Origin of the sequence: Arthrobacter sp. LjRoot78, assembly GCF_964254335.1 — a bacterium.
GTDB lineage: Bacteria > Actinomycetota > Actinomycetes > Actinomycetales > Micrococcaceae > Arthrobacter.
Genome location: NZ_CAXUTG020000001.1, coordinates 1,374,698 through 1,391,364, shown reverse-complemented (window position 1 = coordinate 1,391,364; position 16,667 = coordinate 1,374,698). Strand labels below are relative to the sequence as shown.

Annotated in this window: 12 protein-coding genes; 5 read left to right on the top strand and 7 right to left on the bottom strand. The window is 65.6% G+C overall.

The genetic code is table 11. The features are described 5' to 3' along the window. Positions 1-3: 3 nt before the first annotated feature. The gene (gene mfd / locus ACSQ1X_RS06470) at positions 4-3,684 is read right to left on the bottom strand and encodes a transcription-repair coupling factor (protein WP_436057089.1); all 3,681 of its coding nucleotides are present in this window, start codon (positions 3,682-3,684) and stop codon (positions 4-6) included. A gap of 196 nt (positions 3,685-3,880) precedes the next feature. On the opposite strand from mfd, the gene ACSQ1X_RS06465 reads away from it, so the two are divergent. From ACSQ1X_RS06465 to ACSQ1X_RS06455, 3 genes are read left to right on the top strand one after another with little or no spacing between them, the layout of a single operon-like run. Beyond that, positions 3,881-5,377, top strand: coding sequence for an SDR family oxidoreductase (locus ACSQ1X_RS06465; RefSeq protein WP_436057088.1), 1,497 nt, complete (start codon positions 3,881-3,883; stop codon positions 5,375-5,377). 53 nt (positions 5,378-5,430) lie between these two features. Continuing rightward, a complete protein-coding gene (locus ACSQ1X_RS06460) occupies positions 5,431-5,928 on the top strand; it encodes a DUF2505 domain-containing protein (RefSeq protein ID WP_436057087.1) in 498 nt (165 codons plus the stop codon). A gap of 4 nt (positions 5,929-5,932) precedes the next feature. Next, a complete protein-coding gene (locus tag ACSQ1X_RS06455; RefSeq protein ID WP_436057086.1) occupies positions 5,933-6,154 on the top strand; it encodes an SCO4848 family membrane protein in 222 nt (73 codons plus the stop codon). 475 nt (positions 6,155-6,629) lie between these two features. Here ACSQ1X_RS06455 and ACSQ1X_RS06450 read toward each other — a convergent pair whose 3' ends face one another. Beyond that, on the bottom strand, positions 6,630-6,767 hold the full coding sequence (locus ACSQ1X_RS06450; RefSeq protein ID WP_156037236.1) for a hypothetical protein: 138 nt from the start codon (positions 6,765-6,767) through the stop codon (positions 6,630-6,632). 197 nt (positions 6,768-6,964) lie between these two features. On the opposite strand from ACSQ1X_RS06450, the gene ACSQ1X_RS06445 reads away from it, so the two are divergent. After that, positions 6,965-7,189 (top strand): helix-turn-helix domain-containing protein, encoded by a 225-nt coding sequence (locus tag ACSQ1X_RS06445; protein WP_011691098.1) that lies wholly within the window; start codon positions 6,965-6,967, stop codon positions 7,187-7,189. Here ACSQ1X_RS06445 and sufU read toward each other — a convergent pair. The 3 genes from sufU to ACSQ1X_RS06430 all read right to left on the bottom strand — a co-directional run bounded on the left by sufU (position 7,186) and on the right by ACSQ1X_RS06430 (position 11,758). Further along, positions 7,186-7,671, bottom strand: coding sequence for a Fe-S cluster assembly sulfur transfer protein SufU (gene sufU / locus ACSQ1X_RS06440; protein WP_436057085.1), 486 nt, complete (start codon positions 7,669-7,671; stop codon positions 7,186-7,188). The two genes, ACSQ1X_RS06445 and sufU, sit on opposite strands and share 4 nt — an antisense overlap. Then, positions 7,668-8,999 (bottom strand): aminotransferase class V-fold PLP-dependent enzyme, encoded by a 1,332-nt coding sequence (locus ACSQ1X_RS06435; protein ID WP_436057084.1) that lies wholly within the window; start codon positions 8,997-8,999, stop codon positions 7,668-7,670. Before ACSQ1X_RS06435 ends, sufU begins: the two co-directional genes overlap by 4 nt. Positions 9,000-9,124: 125 nt before the next feature. Next, positions 9,125-11,758 carry a LuxR C-terminal-related transcriptional regulator gene (locus ACSQ1X_RS06430; protein WP_436057083.1) on the bottom strand — a complete coding sequence of 878 codons (2,634 nt, stop codon included), beginning with the start codon at positions 11,756-11,758 and terminating at the stop codon, positions 9,125-9,127. A gap of 447 nt (positions 11,759-12,205) precedes the next feature. Between ACSQ1X_RS06430 and ACSQ1X_RS06425 the strand changes: the two genes are divergently transcribed. After that, positions 12,206-13,255 (top strand): hypothetical protein, encoded by a 1,050-nt coding sequence (locus tag ACSQ1X_RS06425; protein ID WP_436057082.1) that lies wholly within the window; start codon positions 12,206-12,208, stop codon positions 13,253-13,255. A gap of 74 nt (positions 13,256-13,329) precedes the next feature. Here the strand turns inward: ACSQ1X_RS06425 and ACSQ1X_RS06420 are convergent, their stop codons facing one another. Then, positions 13,330-14,775: a glycosyltransferase family 2 protein gene (locus ACSQ1X_RS06420; protein ID WP_436057081.1), complete on the bottom strand. Its 1,446-nt coding sequence runs from the start codon at positions 14,773-14,775 to the stop codon at positions 13,330-13,332. Beyond that, positions 14,772-16,625 (bottom strand): polysaccharide deacetylase family protein, encoded by a 1,854-nt coding sequence (locus ACSQ1X_RS06415; RefSeq protein WP_436057080.1) that lies wholly within the window; start codon positions 16,623-16,625, stop codon positions 14,772-14,774. The genes ACSQ1X_RS06420 and ACSQ1X_RS06415 overlap by 4 nt, the downstream gene beginning before the upstream one ends. Between the last annotated feature and the right edge of the window lie 42 nt (positions 16,626-16,667).

Genomic DNA, 16,667 nt, shown 5'->3' with positions numbered 1-16,667 from the left:
CTTTTATTTCACCGCCGGTGTCGCAGATACAGCGGCATCAGCGAAGATGTTCCGGATGACCCCGTTGGCCCACTCCAGGATCTCGGCGTCCTGCAGGTCCCGGCCGCCGATCTTGGCGGTCTTCGGTTTGGGAATGAGCACCGCGTCGAGGGCGGGCTTGGACTGCGCACCGGGGTACATGCGGTTGAGCCGCATGGTCTTGGATTCGGGCAGCTGCGCCGGGGAGAACTTGATGAAGTTCCCCTGCAGGGCGACGTCGGACAGCCCGGCTTCGCGGGCTCCCACCCGGAAGCGCGCGACGGCGATCAGGTTCTGCGCGGGCAGCGGCGGTTCGCCGTAGCGGTCCACGAGTTCGGCCAGGACTTCGTCGATCGCTTCGTTCGTGAGCGCGGACGCGAGCTTGCGGTACGCCTCGAGACGCAGCCGTTCGCCCGGCACATAGTCGTGCGGCAGGTGGGCGTTGACGGGCAGTTCGATCTTCATTTCGGCGGCCTTCTCCTCGGCCTCGCCGCGGAAGTCCGCCACGGCCTCGCCCACCAGGCGGATGTAGAGGTCGAAGCCCACGCCCTGGATGTGGCCGGACTGTTCGCCGCCCAGCAGGTTGCCGGCGCCGCGGATCTCGAGGTCCTTCATGGCCAGCTGCATGCCTGCGCCGAGCTCGTTGTGGGTTGCCACGGCCTTGAGCCGTTCCAGCGCCACCTCGCCCAGCGGCTTCTCGGAGGGGTAGAGGAAGTACGCGTACGCACGTTCGCGGCCGCGGCCCACGCGTCCGCGCAGCTGGTGGAGCTGGGAGAGCCCGTATTTGTCAGCACCGTCCACAATCAGGGTGTTGGCGTTGGAGATGTCCAGCCCGGTTTCAATGATGGTGGTGCACACCAGGACGTCGAAGCGCTTCTCCCAGAAGTCCACGATGATCTGCTCGAGCCGACTTTCGGACATCTGGCCGTGGGCCACCTCCACGCGGGCTTCAGGCACCAGCTCGCGGATCTTGGCGGCGGTCCGTTCGATGGTGGACACCCGGTTGTGGACGAAGAACACCTGGCCCTCGCGCATCAGTTCCCGCCGGACCGCGGCGGAGGTCTGCTTGTCCGTGTACGGGCCAACATAGGTCAGCACCGGGTGGCGTTCTTCCGGCGGAGTGGCCAGGGTGGAGGTCTCGCGGATCCCGGTCAGGGACATTTCCAGGGTGCGCGGAATCGGCGTGGCGCTCATGGCCAGGACGTCCACGTTGGTGCGCATCTTCTTCAGCGCTTCCTTGTGTTCGACGCCGAAGCGCTGCTCCTCGTCCACGATCACCAGGCCGAGGTCCTTGAATCCGAAGTCCTTGGACAGCAGCCGGTGCGTGCCGATCACAACGTCCACGGAACCTGCCTTGACGCCGTCGGCGGTTTCCTTGGCCTCCTTGCCGCTCTGGAAACGGGACAGCGGCTTGACGACCAGCGGGAAGCCGGAGAACCGTTCGGTGAACGTCTCGTAGTGCTGCTGGGCCAGCAACGTCGTGGGGACCAGCACGGCCACCTGCTTGCCGTCCTGGACGGCCTTGAACGCCGCCCGGACGGCGATCTCGGTCTTGCCGTAGCCCACGTCACCGGAGATCAGCCGGTCCATCGGGATCTCGCGCTCCATGTCGGCCTTGACCTCATTGATGGTGGTCAGCTGGTCTGGCGTCTCCACGTAGGGGAAAGCCTCTTCCAGCTCGCGCTGCCACGGGGTGTCCGGGCCGAAGGCGTAGCCGCGGGACGCCATCCGGGCCGAGTACAGCCGGATCAGCTCGCCGGCGATCTCCTTAACGGCCTTGCGGGCCTTGGACTTGGTGCTGGCCCAGTCCGCGCCGCCCATCTTGCTCAGCGCCGGGGTGTCCCCGCCGACGTAGCGGGTGACCTGGTCCAGCTGGTCGGTGGGGACAAAAAGCCGGTCCCCCGGAGCGCCGCGCTTGGACGGGGCGTATTCCAGGACAAGGTATTCGCGCACGCCGTCGCCGCCTCCCGCCACCTTGCGCTGGATCAGCTCCACGAACCGGCCGATGCCGTGCTGTTCGTGCACCACGGAATCCCCGGCCACGAGCTGGAGCGGATCCACGGCGTTCCGCCGCTTGGACGGCATCCGGCGCATGTCCTTGGTGGAACCGGCGGACGTGCGCCCCAGCAGGTCCGCTTCCGTCAGCAGGCCGAGCTTGAGGCCGTCCAGCACAAAGCCCCGTCCGACGGCGGCGGTGGTCACCTCGATGATGCCCGCCTGCGGCTCGTCATCCAGCGAGTCCACCCGGGCGCAGGGGATGTCGTTGTCGTGGAACAGTTCAGCCAGCCGCTGGGCCGGGCCGGGACCTTCCGTGACAACCACAAGTCGCCACTGGTCGCGGACGTGCGAACCGATGAACTCCATCATCTCGGCGACGTCGCCCTGGTAGCCGCGGGGTTCCCGGGCATGCAGGTTGAGGACGTTGATGTCCGGGGTCAGCTCTTCGTCGGTGGCCAGCGAGGTGATGGACCACCACGAGACCTCCTGGCCCAGGGCTGCGGTGCGGGTCTCCGTCAGGGAGCGGAAGCTTGCCGAATGCAGGGCAGCCGAGGCCGCGGAACTGAGATCCAGCGGTGCGGTGCCGCCGTCGGACGCCGTTGACCATGCAGCTTCCAGGAATTCCTCGTTGGTCGCGGCCAGGTCGTGGGCGCGGGTGCGGACCTTTTCGGGCTCGATCACCACGGAGATGGACCCGGCGGGCAGCTGTTCAACGAAGGGCACCATGGCATCCACCAGGACGGGAGCCAACGATTCCATACCTTCCACCGCGATGCCGCCGGCGATCTTCTCCAGCATGTCCGCAGCGGCGGGCAGCTGCGCCTTCAGTGTCGCTGCCCGGGACATCACGGAAGGGGTGATCAGGATTTCGCGGCACGGCGGGGCGTGCAGTTCCGTAGGGTGGTGCAGGCCGGGCGAGGACAGGGAGCGCTGGTCGGCAACGGCGAACCAGCGCATCTGGTCCACCTCGTCGCCGAAGAACTCGACCCGGATGGGATGGTCCTCGGTGGGCGGGAAGACGTCCAGCATGCCGCCGCGGACGGCGAATTCGCCGCGGCGGGACACCATGTCAACCCGGGCGTAGGCGGCGTCGGCCAGGCTCCTGACAACGCTGCTGAAGGGAGCCTCCTGGCCGACCTTCAGGGTCACGGGAACCAGGTCGCCCAGGCCGGCCACGATCGGCTGCACCACGGCGCGGACGGGAGCCACCACCACGCGGAGCGGTCCTCCCGAGGCTGTGCCCGGGTGGGCCAGCCGGCGGAGCACCGAAAGCCTGCGGCCCACGGTGTCCGAGCGCGGGGACAGCCGTTCGTGCGGGAGGGTCTCCCAGCTGGGGAACTCGGCCACGGAATCGGCCGGCAGGAAGGCCCGCAACGCCGCGGTGAGGTCCTCCGCCTCACGTCCGGTGGCAGTGACGGCCAGCACCAGGGGCGCGCCGCCGTCGTCGTGGGTGGCCGCACGCGAAGCGCCGGCGGCTGCATGCGTGGCTGCGAGGCCGTCCGACATTTCCGCCAGCAGCGCCGCGCGGAGGCCTGCCGGCGCGCTGATCTGGTAATCCTCGCTGCGGGTTCCGAAACCCCGGGACGCTTCAGCCTGCACGCGGGCAAACGTTGTGTCTCCGGCGAGCGCGCGGCGAAGGCCTGTGAGTGACGGGCCGTTGAGGCTCATGGCAGAAGCTCCTGAAATGATCACGGGAAAGCAGGCAACACGAAAACCCGAAATTCGCGAGAATCCCGGGTCTTCCCAGCCTACCGCGACGGCGGAGCGGTGAGTACGCTCCTCCGGAAGTCCGGCGATGCAGCCGGACCCGATTGCTAAGCTGGCTGTGCATCGACGCATTCCGCGACGTTCCAAGGAGATCCACATGAACGGCATCCCGAAAACCGTGCTTGTCACCGGCGCCACCGGCTATATCGGCGGACGCCTGGTCCCCCGGCTCCTCGAGGCGGGGCACACGGTGAAAGTGGTCGTCCGGACTCCCGCCAAGATCGCCGGCGTGCCATGGCTGGATCAGGTTGAGGTCATCCAAGGCAGCCTCGACGACGGCGGCATGCTCCGGGCAGCGCTGGACGGCGTCGACGTGCTCTACTACCTGGTCCATTCAATGGCAGCCGGCGCCGGCTTCGAGACCAAAGAAAAGGCGATGGCGGAGACTGCCGCCACGGCGGCCGCCGACGCCGGGGTGGGAAGAATCGTCTACCTCGGCGGCCTCCACCCCGAAGGCGCGAAGCTGTCAACGCACATGCGTTCCCGGGAAGCCGTCGGCAAAGTCTTCCTCGCGAGTCCGGTGGACGCCGTCGTGTTCCAGGCGGGCGTCGTGATCGGGTCCGGATCGGCGTCGTTCGAGATGATCCGGCACCTCTCCGAGACCCTCCCCCTCATGCCGGCCCCGAGCTGGGTCCGGAACCGGATCGAAGCGATCGCCGTCAGGGACGTCCTGTACTACCTTGTCGCAGCAGCGTCCCTGGAAGAGCACATCAACCGCACCTTCGACATCGGGTGCCGACAGGTCCTCACCTATGCGGCCATGATGAAGGAGTACGCCGCCGAGGCCGGCCTGCCGTACCGCGTGGTGCTCGCGCTGCCCATCCCCGCACCGAAACTCGCCGGCATGTGGGTGGCCCTGACCACGCCGATTCCCCTGTCTATGTCCCTGCCGCTCGTCGAATCGCTCCAGCACGACGCCATCTCAAGGGAACACGACATCGACGACTACATTCCGCTGCCCGAGGGCGGACTGACACCGTATCGGCGTGCCGTGTCCCTCGCCCTGGGCAAGGAACGCGACGCCCAGGTGGAAACGACGTGGGCCAGCGCCGGTGCCGACGCAGACCCGCTGCCGAGCGACCCGGAATGGGCCGGACACCGCGTGTACGTGGACGAGCGAAGCTATTCCAGCCCGGTGGACCCCCGGTTCGTCTGGACCATCATTGAGGGGATCGGCGGCCGCAACGGCTGGTACTCCCTGCCGCTGGCGTGGCGGGTCCGCGGCTGGCTGGACAAGCTCACCGGAGGGGCAGGCCTGCTCCGGGGCCGCCGGCACCCGCACCTGCTCGCCGAGGGCGAAGTGGTGGACTGGTGGCGTGCCGAACGGATCGAGCGCGGCCGGCTGCTGCGGCTACGGGCGGAGATGCGCGCCCCCGGCCGTGCGTGGCTGGAGCTGTCGGTGGAGCCGGACGGGACGGGCAGCCGCTACCGGCAGCGCGCCATCTTCTTCCCGAAGGGCCTCAGCGGCAAGCTGTACTGGCTGGCAGTCCTGCCGTTCCACAGCGTCATTTTTCCCGCTATGTCGCACAACATCACTGCCGCTGCGCAAAAGCTGGCAGAGGCCGAATCGGAGTCCGCCGCGTCCAGCACATAGGATGTGGAAGGCAAAAAACCGATGCCCCATACCCCCAACCCCATGGAGGAACAATGGCACTGAGTGCTTCCACCACCCTGCCCCACAGCGTCGACCGCGTGACCGCTGTGTTCGCCAACGAAGACTTCCAGCGCCACACCAGTGAACTGGTGGGCGGAACCCTTGAATCGTTCAAGGTCGACGGCGATCTTGCCGGCGCTTTCAGCACCACCTCGGTGCGCACCCTGCCCACCACCCGTCTGCCGGAGATTGCCCGCAAGTTCGTGGGCGACAGCCTGAAGGTAACCCAGCTGGAGACGTGGGACGCCCCCGCCGCCGACGGCTCCCGGCAGAGCAGCATCAGCCTGAAGATCGCTGGTGCCCCCCTGGACGTCAGCGCCGTGCAGCGGCTTGTCGCCGACGGCGGCAGCACCCGCGTCGAGCTCGAAGGCAATGTGACGTCTTCTGTTCCGTTCCTGGGCAGCAAGATTGCCGATGCTGCCGAGCCCATGGTGGGCAAGGCCCTGAACATCCAGTCCCAGCAGGCGCAGGCCTGGCTGGAAAGCCACTAATCCCGTGCAGCTTCCCGTTGCCCTCGCCTGGGTCCTGATTATTGCCGGCGTCTGGTCACTGGTGGTCTGGCCCCAGTTCCTCAAAAGGGTGATGAAGGATCCGCGGGCCCGTGACGCGGCCGGCAAGGCGACCAGGTTCCTCACCGTGCACGTGGTCCTGGTGTCCGTTTCGATGGTGCTTGGCGCCGCCACGGCGGCAATCGGCATCGCCGGCCTCGTCGGCTAGCGAACCGGCTGTTCCGTTCCTTCCGGCCGGCGCCCTGCCGGCCGGAAGGAACGGCCCAAACCTGCCTGCGCGACTTCCAAAGCTATGCGGCGCGCCCACCCCCCAATGGACCTATCCGAACACAACCAGGGAGCACCCCGGCCACCCGAGTACTCTGGACGGCAAATGGAGTAGGAGGGGGCGTAGATGAAGTGGACAACACGCTGTTATCTGAACGTGATAAGCCGTAAATTTCTGCTATGGACGCGCAAGATATGGAACGGGTTTGGCACGGTAGCCACCGGAAAATCGACCGCCGAAATTGGTCGTTGTATTTCGCACTGACCCTATTGGGGCTTATCGCGTGGGTAATTGTTGTATTTCCCCACTAATCTTATATTTAGACACTTCAATCTAAGCTCCGGCGGGTCCCCACCTACCGGAGCTTTACTTTAAGCAAGCTGATATCTCCGCACCGAAAGTTCACCGGAGCGGGTTACCGGACAAAATCGGAGAAGCCGGCCATGATGGTCAGCACCGTGAGCACCACGAGAGCTAACACGCAGACTATTTCCGCCCTGTGAATCCTGTGCTGCGTTTGCCGCACTTCAATGTCGTCCTGGCTATCAACCATATTTAGAGGCTACTGGCCCCTCCGGCACGCCACTAGAGTAGTCACTACTCGTCTTTATCCCCATTGCCGCGCGCTCTTCACATCAAGCTCACCATGCCATAAAGTGGCAGTAAGATCGGCGATCGGCTCAGCGACGTTTGTCTCAGGATTGAAGTACGTCCTCAGGATTGAACTACGTCCCAGGAGAGCTGAGAACAGTGGCCGCTGAAGGATTTTCAAATACCCGTTTCCTCACAGTTTCCGAGGTCGCAGAAGTCATGCGGCTGTCCCGGATGACCGTGTACCGGCTCGTCAAAGCGCACGACCTCCCGGCCGTCCGCTTCGGCCGCTCCTACAGGGTCCCGGAGCACGCGATCGAAGACTATGTGCAGCACCACTCAACGCTCGCGGACGACGAGCATCCGGAAGCCGGCAAGACCTAGCGGCCGGAGGCTACGGCCTGCCGCAGCGCGTCCTCGGCAGCCACCCACGCCAGCATGGCGCATTTGACCCTGGCCGGATACTTCGCCACTCCCGCCAGGGCCGCCGCATCACCCAGAATCTCGTCGTCCGGCTCAAGCCGGCCGCGTGAGCGCATGAGCTCCCTGAAATGGCCGATCATTTCCTCCAGCTCAACCGGCGATGCACCTTCGGACAATTCGCTCAATATTGAGGCAGAGGCCATTGAGATGGCGCAACCGTCGCCATGCCAGTGGATGCCTTTCACCGTTGGCTGGCTTCCTGCCGCTTCCAGCTCCAGGCGCAGCGTAATTTCGTCACCACAGACCGGGTTCAGCTGATGGCACTGTCCCACGCCCGGCTGGTCAGGCATTGACGTGGCCTCGTCAGCCGTCAGGTCGGACCCGCTGCGGGACTTCGCGTGCTCCAGGATCAGCTGCTGGTACATCGCATCAAGTGCGCTCATTTGGATGCCCCCGTGCCCGCTACGCCGAAGTAGGGCCTGACCTGGGCCACAGCCTCCAGCAGGAGGTCCACTTCGTCGGTGGTGTTGTACAGGTAGGTACTCGCCCGGGTGGTGGCCGTCAGGCCCAGCCGGCGGTGCAGCGGCTGCGCGCAGTGGTGACCGACGCGGACGGCGATCCCCTTGCTGTCCAGGTACTGCCCGACGTCGTGTGCGTGCACTCCGGCAACATCGAAGGCTGCCAGTCCGAGCCGTTCCACGCCTGCCGCCGGGCCCACGACACGGATTCCGTCAATGGCGCTCAGCCCTGTGACCAGGCGCTGGCCAAGGGAGGCTTCCCAGCCGGCAATGCGTTCCATGCCGGTTTCCTGGAGGTAATTGGCGGCGGCGGCGAGCGCCACTGCCTGCGAGATGGGCTGGGTGCCGGCTTCGAACCGCTGGGGCGCAGGAAGGTATTCGGCCTTCTCCATCGTGACGGTGGTGATCATGGAGCCCCCGGTGAGGAACGGTGGCATGGCGTTCAGCAATTCCCGCCGCCCATACACTCCGCCGATGCCCGTGGGCGCCAGCATTTTGTGGCCGGAGAAAACGGCAAAATCGACGTCCAGGGCTTTGAAGTCCAAGGGCAGATGCGGCACCGACTGGCAGGCGTCCAGTACTACGAGGGCGCCCGCTGCCCGGGCCAGCGCCACGAGCTCGGCAACCGGGTTGATGGTTCCAAGCACGTTTGAGGCATGCGTGAACGCCAGGATCCTGGTTCGTCCCGTGATAAGCCGCGCAGCCTCCTCAAGCCGCAACGCGCCGTCGTCGTCGATGGGGATGAACTTCAACGTGGCACCGGTGCGCCGGCAGAGTTCCTGCCAGGGAATAAGGTTCGCGTGGTGTTCCATCTCCGTCACCAGGACCTCGTCCCCCGGGCCAAGTGCGAAACGGCCGGCCTCACCGCGGACGGGTCCGACGCTGGCATTCGAAAAGGCGTAGGCCAGGAGATTCAGCCCCGCGGTGGCATTCGCAGTCCAGACCAGTTCGTCCTCTGCCACGCCCACAAAGCCGGCCACGGTGGCCCGGGCGTCTTCGAACGCGTCCGTGGCCTGGACAGCAAGGTGGTGGGCACCCCGGTGCACGGCGGCGTTCCGCAGTTCATAGAATTCCTGCTCGGCTTCGAGCACGCTTCTGGGGTTCTGTGACGTGGCGCCGGAATCCAGGTACACAAGGGGCCTGCCATTGACTTCCTGGTCCAGGACGGGGAAGTCGTTGCGAATTCGCAGGACCTCGACATCACTTAGCGCGACCTGGGCGGCTGCGGTGGCGGAAGTGGATACCATGACCAAACTGGAGCTCCTTGATAGGCAAGACCTGCCGACGGCTCGCCGCCACAGGCAGGCACACCGCTTGCGTCCGCGGTGCTACTCCTCAATTGTCCCACTATTGCCCGGCACCGTTTATGTGCGCAGCGTCACTGCCGTGTGCCGTCCAGGCTGTGCCAGAGTTCAGCGAGCTCCTGGCGGCGGGAAACCCCCAGCTTGCCGTAGATCCTTTGCAGATGCGCGTTCACTGTGTTCACTGCGATCCCGAGTTCCTCCGCTACACGTGCACTTCCCATCCCGGTGACAACAAGTACTGCCACTTCCCGCTCCCGTTGCGAGAGCTTGGCGGGATCCGCGGCCTGCCGCTTCATTTCGGCTGGCCCGCGGTGGCTGGCGCCGGTCCGGCCGAGGGATTCGAGTCCGGGGCCGGGAACGACGTTCAGAAGGTCCAGGGACTCGCCAGGCACCGGACCGGTCTTCCCGTCACTCGACCACCGCCAATCCGGCAACCCGTCGGCGGCCTGGTCAAGCGCCGCACCTTCAGGCCGTCCCGCGACTCCGAGGTTCAGCAGTTCCCGTGCCCGGCGGCCCCTGGCGCCGTCAGCCGCCTTGACCGGCTTCCGAAGCATCCTTTGGGGTGGCCCGGCGGTTCCGGTAACGGCCGGACGTGCCACGGCCGCGTACGTTTCAGCCAGCCGGGCCGCGACGTCGCCGTCAACCGCGCGGTCGTCCCCGGCCCGGTCCTCGGCGGGCGCCGGTGCACCAGTCGGTCCAACCGCCGGCAGCTGTGCCAGGTCCCAAGTCAGCCACTCCGCAGTGGCCTGCGCGCCCAGGGTGAGGGCCAGCAGATCGTCCGGCTCACCGGCTGTACCGCCGTCAGCTCCGGACACACGCGAGGGGATGCGGCCGGCAGCGGCATGCCGGCAGAACATCATGGCCCGGAAAAGTTGCAGGGGTCCGCCCGGGTAGCTCATCCACCTGTTGCGGCCGGCACGCTTTTCGGCGCTCCCGGCGTCGGCACCCTGCCCGAACCTGGCCAGGTTGGACGCATGGATGGTGAGCACCATGGAGTGGAAGTCGACGCTGCACCGCGGCAGGCGCTCCACCGCGTTAAGCGCCCGGGTGGAAAGCTCGACGGCGTCAGCGGACCTGCCCCGCACGGACAGCCCCTGTGAGGCCAGTGCCAGAAGCAGGATGCCGGCGTGGGTGCCCGGCGCCTCGCTACTACCGGGACTGCCGCCGTCGCAGAAACCGGCCGGGCAAAGCCGGTGGAACAGCTCCCCGCCCGTGCCGGGCCAGTTTCCCTCCCTCGACTCCAGGTAGAGCTGCAGGACGTCCAGCTCATCCTGGACTGCGTTTTGGTAGGTGTCGGCGGCCGTATCTCCAATAGAGGCAGCCGCTGCGAGGGTGAGCCGCCGCCTCGCACTGTCCAGCACGGATTGGAGCGCGTCGCGACCGGGATTCATCGGCAGGAGTGCCTGCAGGAGCAGGGCAACAGCCCGTGCGAACTCCATGCTCAGCACTGCGGGGGTGGTTTCCACGAGGCCGCGGAGAACGTCGGCACTCTGGCCGTACTTGTGGGAGTGGAACAGGGCCCGGGCGGCCTCCGTCTGTGCCATCAACCGTAGCTCAGGTGCCTTGACGGATTCGGATGCCTTCAGGGCACGGTCGCTGTCGTAGAGATTGTTTGCAGCGGTGGCCACGGCCAGGAGGTCCAGGTCTGCAACAGCTGCCCCGGATTCCAGCGCCGCTTCCACCCGGCGAAAGAGGTCCCACAACGGTTCCTCACCCGGCCGGCCGGAGAAGCGGGGCCTCCTGCCGTGCAGATCCGCTTCGCTGCGCAGGTCCAGGGGCCCGGTCCCACCCGGAAAGAGCCGGGCTGCACTGGCCTCGGCTTCGTGGTTCAGGGTAACGTCGGCCCCGCCGTCGCTCCTGATCTGCAGCCGGATGACATGACCTTGTTCCAAGGCGGCCAGGGCGTCCGGTGGCACCGCCCTGGCCAGGATGGACAGTGGCGCCGGATCACCGGCTGCCAGGAAGTCGACCACCTGGCGCTGCTCCGGCGGAAGCGCTTCTATCCGCCTGCGGGCCAGGTCGATTTGGCGTGATTGCGACGGGTCCAGCGGCTGGACGCTGGCGCAACTGCCGCCGCGCTCCACAATCCCGCCACCCGCCAGGGCTTCCTCGACGAGCCAGCTGGCCGTTAGCGCATTGGCGCCCGATGCCGCATGGATGTCGCGCACCAGGGTGGGCACGGGCGGGGCCGGGAGCCGGGACTCGAGGAAAGTCCGGAGCTGGTCCAGCGTGAGGTCATCCAGTGTCACGATCGACAGCTGCCGGGCCACCACCGATTCCATCAGCTCCATCGGCAGTTGCCGGTCGGAACGGTGGCTCGCCAGCATCCTGATGTCCGGTTCTGCGAGGAGCTGGTTGATCACCCACAGGGATGTCCCGTCGAGGTGGTCCACATTGTCCAGGACCACCAGGATTCCGTTGGCTCCCGGGTCCTGGCTCCGCAGCGCATCACGGCAGGCCCGGACAATGTTCAGCGGCGACACCTTGGCACCTGCAGGCAACGCAGGTGCCAATACACTGCCGATGCCGAACTTCATCCGACGGCAGGACGCGGGAATGCTGTGCACAATGACCGTGAGCTGGCCGGAGAGTGCCTCGGCCGCCGCCGCGATGAGCCTGCTACGGCCCGATCCGGCTGCCCCCGTAACGATGACGCCTGAACTCTCGGATCCTGTGAGGGCAGTGACTGCAGCCCGCAGTTCAGCCACCCGAATGACCGGGGGGAAAGGTGAATTTCCTGCCCTAACGTCCATGGTTGCGCCGATTCCTTAGCCGTGGAGCGCGAAGATCCGGACCGCCCCCAACCCACCTGCCGGCATTAGCAACTTCCACGCTACCTAGCCACTGCTTGCGCTGGCGTGAGTGGTGACTACTCGAATATGCCCGCCCCTCGCTCTCAGCCCCGTTCAGGCTACTCACAGGCATCCGTGTAAAGTGGAGCGGGTGTTAACGGTCTCTTCGGGTCTCTTGACGGTCCCGCTGGCTGCTTCTGGGGAGTATGCGGCTTAGCTGGTTTCACTATCAGCATTGATTCTGGGCGCGGCCATTGCTGCGCCAATCTGGCGGTCATGACCCGTACTTGGCGTGCCCTCATGGGGTACCTGCCATCCCTGTTAATGTCCCCAACAGATATGTATCCCAAAAAAATGAAACACATGACCACACCAATCATGGCTGTGTTGATCCTCCTTATCGGAGTATTGACCGCCGGCTGCGCCGCCCAATCGACGCCCAGCCCGTCGGCCTCCACCAGTCCTTCGTCAGCCACCGCAGAAGCGTTGCCGGCAACTCCGAAGGCATCACCCTCACCGAGTAAGACGCCGGCGGCGGCCCCCGTCGAGGAACCTGCACCAGCTGCGGTTTCCGCTCCCGAGACTGCTGCCGCGGCTCCCGCGCCGGTAGCAGTGGCTGCAGCAGTGCCCGCGGCCGCGCCCGCAACCAGCAAGTACCCGTTGCACACCAACGTCGTAAGCACCACTTTCTGGGTCGGCGAAATCTTCAACGCCAGCCTTGCTGACGGATCCCAGGTGTGCTCGACGTACAACGGCCAGTGGGCGTTCCAGCACACGGGCATCAACGCGGGCACCACACCCGCGTCGGCCTCTGGTTGCCCCGGCAGCATCTACGGCGGCTGCGACGGTGTGAGCTCCGGCACAGGCGCCTCGTTCACCTGCGCTACCGAAGCACGCGACGCTTCCAACGGATACTTCCCGAAGAACCAGCCCGCCCCGCTGGAGAACCCGTTTTACCTTGACCTGCCCTACGACGACGTTAATGACAGCGTCGCGTTCCAGCAGCGCTGCCAGGTCATCCCTTGGGCTGCCGCGGACAACGCTGCCACCGGTGTTGACCACTGCGCCGACGGCAGCTATTCCTTCATGAAGAACCGCTGGGTGCAGATGACCGGACCCAACGGCAACGTCTGCTACGGACAGATTGAGGACGCCGGTCCTTCAAGCGGTTCCGAATATCATGATGCGAACTACGTTTTCGGTGCCGCCGACGCACGTCCGGCGAACACCGATTTCTCCGCCGATGGCACCCAGGGCGCGGGAATGGATGTTTCCCCCGCACTGAACGGCTGCCTCGGCTTCGCCGAACTGGACGGCAGCGGCGACCACGTCTCGTGGAGGTTTGTTGACCGCGCCGACGTCCCCGCCGGGCCGTGGCTGAACGTCCAAACTACCTCGGGTGTGAGCTGGTAACAGCAGCATCTCGCTGAACGCAGCGGCGCCCCTCCCCTGGACATAATGTCCCTCGGGAGGGGCGCTTTTCTGCGCTACCGAGTGACGCCGGCGCCCGCGGTGGCTTCTTCCAACTCGAGCACTTCACCCTGGACACGCCGCATCGGGCTTACCCACACGCCCGATGAGGCCGCTGAGTAGGCCCGTGGCAGGACCATCAGGCAGATCACCGAGTCAAGGATCCGCATGAACGGGAAGAACGGCGCCATCAGCAGGATGGCCGGCCGGCGGAGGGCAATGGCCGCGATGACGGTGAGCGTGAGGTCCGGGATGAGGACACCCAGCAGGACGTCCTGCGGACGCACGAGACCGGACAGGTACAGGAAGGATGCGCCGTTGTCTCCGAAGGCTTCCAACTGCATTGACGCCACCAGAGAGAGCAGGAAGACCGGAATCAATAAGACGAAAAAGATGCAGCTGATGACCAGTTCGATGATGTAGAACACCAGCACGAACCAGAATTTTCCGGCCTGCAGCCGGTGCCGCCGGACAGTCTGCCAGAATCCGAGGATCCAGCGCCGCACCTGCCTGGTGTAGTCCTGCAGGTTGTCCGGATCCTGGGTGTAGGCGACGGCGGCCGAAGGGTGGAACGCGATCCGTCCCAGTTTCTTGGCATGGATCTCGAAGGTCATGTTGAAGTCCTCGATGACCAGGCCCGGTGCCAGTACTTTGATTTTTGCGAGGGCGCTGGTCCGGTACATGCTGGCAAAGCCCGGCACGATCGAGACGACGTTGGCACCCCTGGCCGCCTGCCCGTATTTCAGCAGGAGCTGCACCACAATGTACAGCCGCTCACGGTAGGCAACCAGGAAGCGCCCAAGCACCGTGGGCGCCGGCGGCGTCATGATGGACTTGGCACGGCCAGCCACGGCAACCACGAAGGGATCACCGAAAAGCGGCAGGCCGGTGTCCAGGTAGTCGGGGGTTGGCCGGGTGTCCGCGTCCAGCATCATCACCACTTTGAAGTTTCGGCACAGCTCGAAATAGGCAATTCCGGCGGCAAGCGCCCCGGCCTTCCCCCTGTTCGGTTCCAGATCCAGCACCTTGACCCCGGCGGCGCGGGCAATCGCTGAAGTATCGTCCGTGGACATGTCCGAGATCACGTGGATGTTCCGGAGCGGCACCAGGGCCGCAGCTGCCCGGATGGTCTCCCGAATGACCAGCGCCTCGTTATGCGCAGCAATGAGCACCGCAACATTTGCCGGCAGGATCCTCGGGGCCCTGGCACGGTGCCGGCCATGCTCCCGCTGGATCTGCCCCCGGTGTGCCCGCGGTGCAGGCAACGTGTGGACGCCGTGGACACTGGAGCCAAGCCGGTTGGCCAGCGGCCAGCGCTGCAGGAGCCGGAGCAGGCGTCCGCTCAGCGGAGGGCCCAGCGCCACTCGCCGGACGTACTGCTCATTGGCCAGGCGCAGCAAGCCAACGAACGACCAGAAGATCGTGCTGATTCCAAGAACGAGGACGATATATACGGCTATCACAGCGACGGTGCTCCAATCGTGTCGTACATGGCATAGTCATCCGTGACGAGTGTGCCATTCCTGAAGAGGTTCAGCCCGAAGCTGATCGCGGTTGCGCCAGCGGGCAACGCGGGAGTGGTGAAGGTGGCCTGCGTGTAGGAACCTGCCGCTGCGAACCAGGGACTGGACGTCCAGTAAACCCAGGTGCCTGCAGAGTTCCGGTAATACACGGCGAACTGCGTCACCGTCGTCGAGGTGTACCAGGCGCGAAGCGAGTAGCTCCGGCCGGCGACGGCGGCCGGTGCGCACGATCCGGCGTCGAGCGTTGGCAGGAGCTTGGCATCACCGCTGGAATAGTTGCTCACCACGAGGCGCTCTGCCTTGGTCCCCGTCCTGGCGGTTGAGACGGTGCTGAAGGAGGCGGTGTTGGAGCCGAATCCCGCGGTTTGCCAGCACTGCGGCGTGGAACCGGCGCCGGCCGTTTCAAGGCTGGCATTCTGTACCAGGTTGGTACCGGCTGGCGGAGGGGGCGGAGGGGGTGGCGAGGACGCAGTGTCGGTCATTTCGTAGTCGTCGGTGGTTAACGTGCCATTGCTGAACAGGTTGAGCCCGAAACTAATGCCACTAGCTCCCGAGGGCAGGGCGGGCGTTGTCCAGCTGGCCTTTTGGAACGTAGTGGCGGGCCCGAACCACGGGCTCGAGGTCCAGTACACCCAGGACCCGGCGCCTGTCCGGTAATAGAGCGCAAACTGAGTGTTGGCCGTGGACTTGTACCAGGCGCCCAGTTGGTAAGTGTGCCCGGGCGTAGCCGTCGGAGAGCATCCGCCTAGGTCCAGGGACGGCAGGAACTTTGCATCGCCGTTGACGTAGCCGGTCACTACCAGCCGCTCGGCCACGGATCCGGTCCGTCCGGGGCTCACCGTGGTGAACGTTCTCGAATTCGTGCCGTAGCCGCCCTCCTGCCAGCATTGGGGCACACCGCCGACCAGGGTTTCGAGGCTTGGGTTCTTGACCAGGTTGCCGCTCGTGGGCTGCGGCGGAACGGCGGGGCCGGACACGGCAGGCTTGACCGTTCCGCCGATGACCTGATTCACCGTTTTCACCGTAGTGGTGGCCGGCCGGGCTTTCAGCCAGGCCGCAAACTGTTGGAAGACGGTCGGGGTGACGTTCAGGGGATCCGCGCTGGAGGCTGCGATGTGATGGAACGTCAGCTGAATCCAGCCGCCCACCGATTCTGCCTGTGTGACGGACCGCTGGAGATCGGCGAGTGACCAATTGTTGTCTACCTGGTCCGGCGCGGCGGTGTTGTAGGCATTGGCTGGCGGGATGGTCTCGGCCAGGGCACATCCGGCGCAGCTGAACCTGGTCTGGATATCACCCAGGCCGCGCGCGCTGTTGTATCCGCAATTCTTTACGATGCCTTCCGTCGTTGCGTTGGAGGATGCGAACGGATAGGCAAAACTTGTGACGGCGAAACCCCAGTTGGTCAGGTTTACCCTGTCGTTGCAGACCTGCCGGGTCGCCTCGTCCGCAGGGAGTGTGACGAGGTCCGGGTGGGTTACCGTGTGCCCAGCGATTTCGTGGCCGTTGGCAGCCAGGCTCTGGAGGTTGGCGACGGTTAGGTAGTTGGGGGTGCTGATCACTCCGGAGGTGATGTAGAACGTCCCGTCCAGCCCATAATTGTTCATGATCTGGGCGGCGGTCATCTGGTCGGCATTGCCGTCGTCGAAGGTCAACGACACCACGGTGGGGCCGGCGGCCTGGGCGGGAAAGGCCAGCGCAGCCACACCGGACACTGCGAGGGCCACGATGCCCAGGACCGTCACGGCGGTCTGTGCCAGTTTTCCAATCCTGCGGGGTGCAGGTCCCACGTCAACCTTCGTTGGCAATCGCCCCGGAGTGTTGAACCTCAT

What these genes read in the sequence shown, in the direction of transcription:
- mfd (WP_436057089.1), bottom strand. Translation starts at nt 3,684, where the DNA reads ATGAGCCTCAACGGCCCGTCACTCACAGGCCTTCGCCGCGCGCTCGCC.
- ACSQ1X_RS06465 (WP_436057088.1), top strand. Translation starts at nt 3,881, where the DNA reads ATGAACGGCATCCCGAAAACCGTGCTTGTCACCGGCGCCACCGGCTAT.
- ACSQ1X_RS06460 (WP_436057087.1), top strand. Translation starts at nt 5,431, where the DNA reads ATGGCACTGAGTGCTTCCACCACCCTGCCCCACAGCGTCGACCGCGTG.
- ACSQ1X_RS06450 (WP_156037236.1), bottom strand. Translation starts at nt 6,767, where the DNA reads ATGGTTGATAGCCAGGACGACATTGAAGTGCGGCAAACGCAGCACAGG.
- sufU (WP_436057085.1), bottom strand. Translation starts at nt 7,671, where the DNA reads ATGAGCGCACTTGATGCGATGTACCAGCAGCTGATCCTGGAGCACGCG.
- ACSQ1X_RS06425 (WP_436057082.1), top strand. Translation starts at nt 12,206, where the DNA reads ATGACCACACCAATCATGGCTGTGTTGATCCTCCTTATCGGAGTATTG.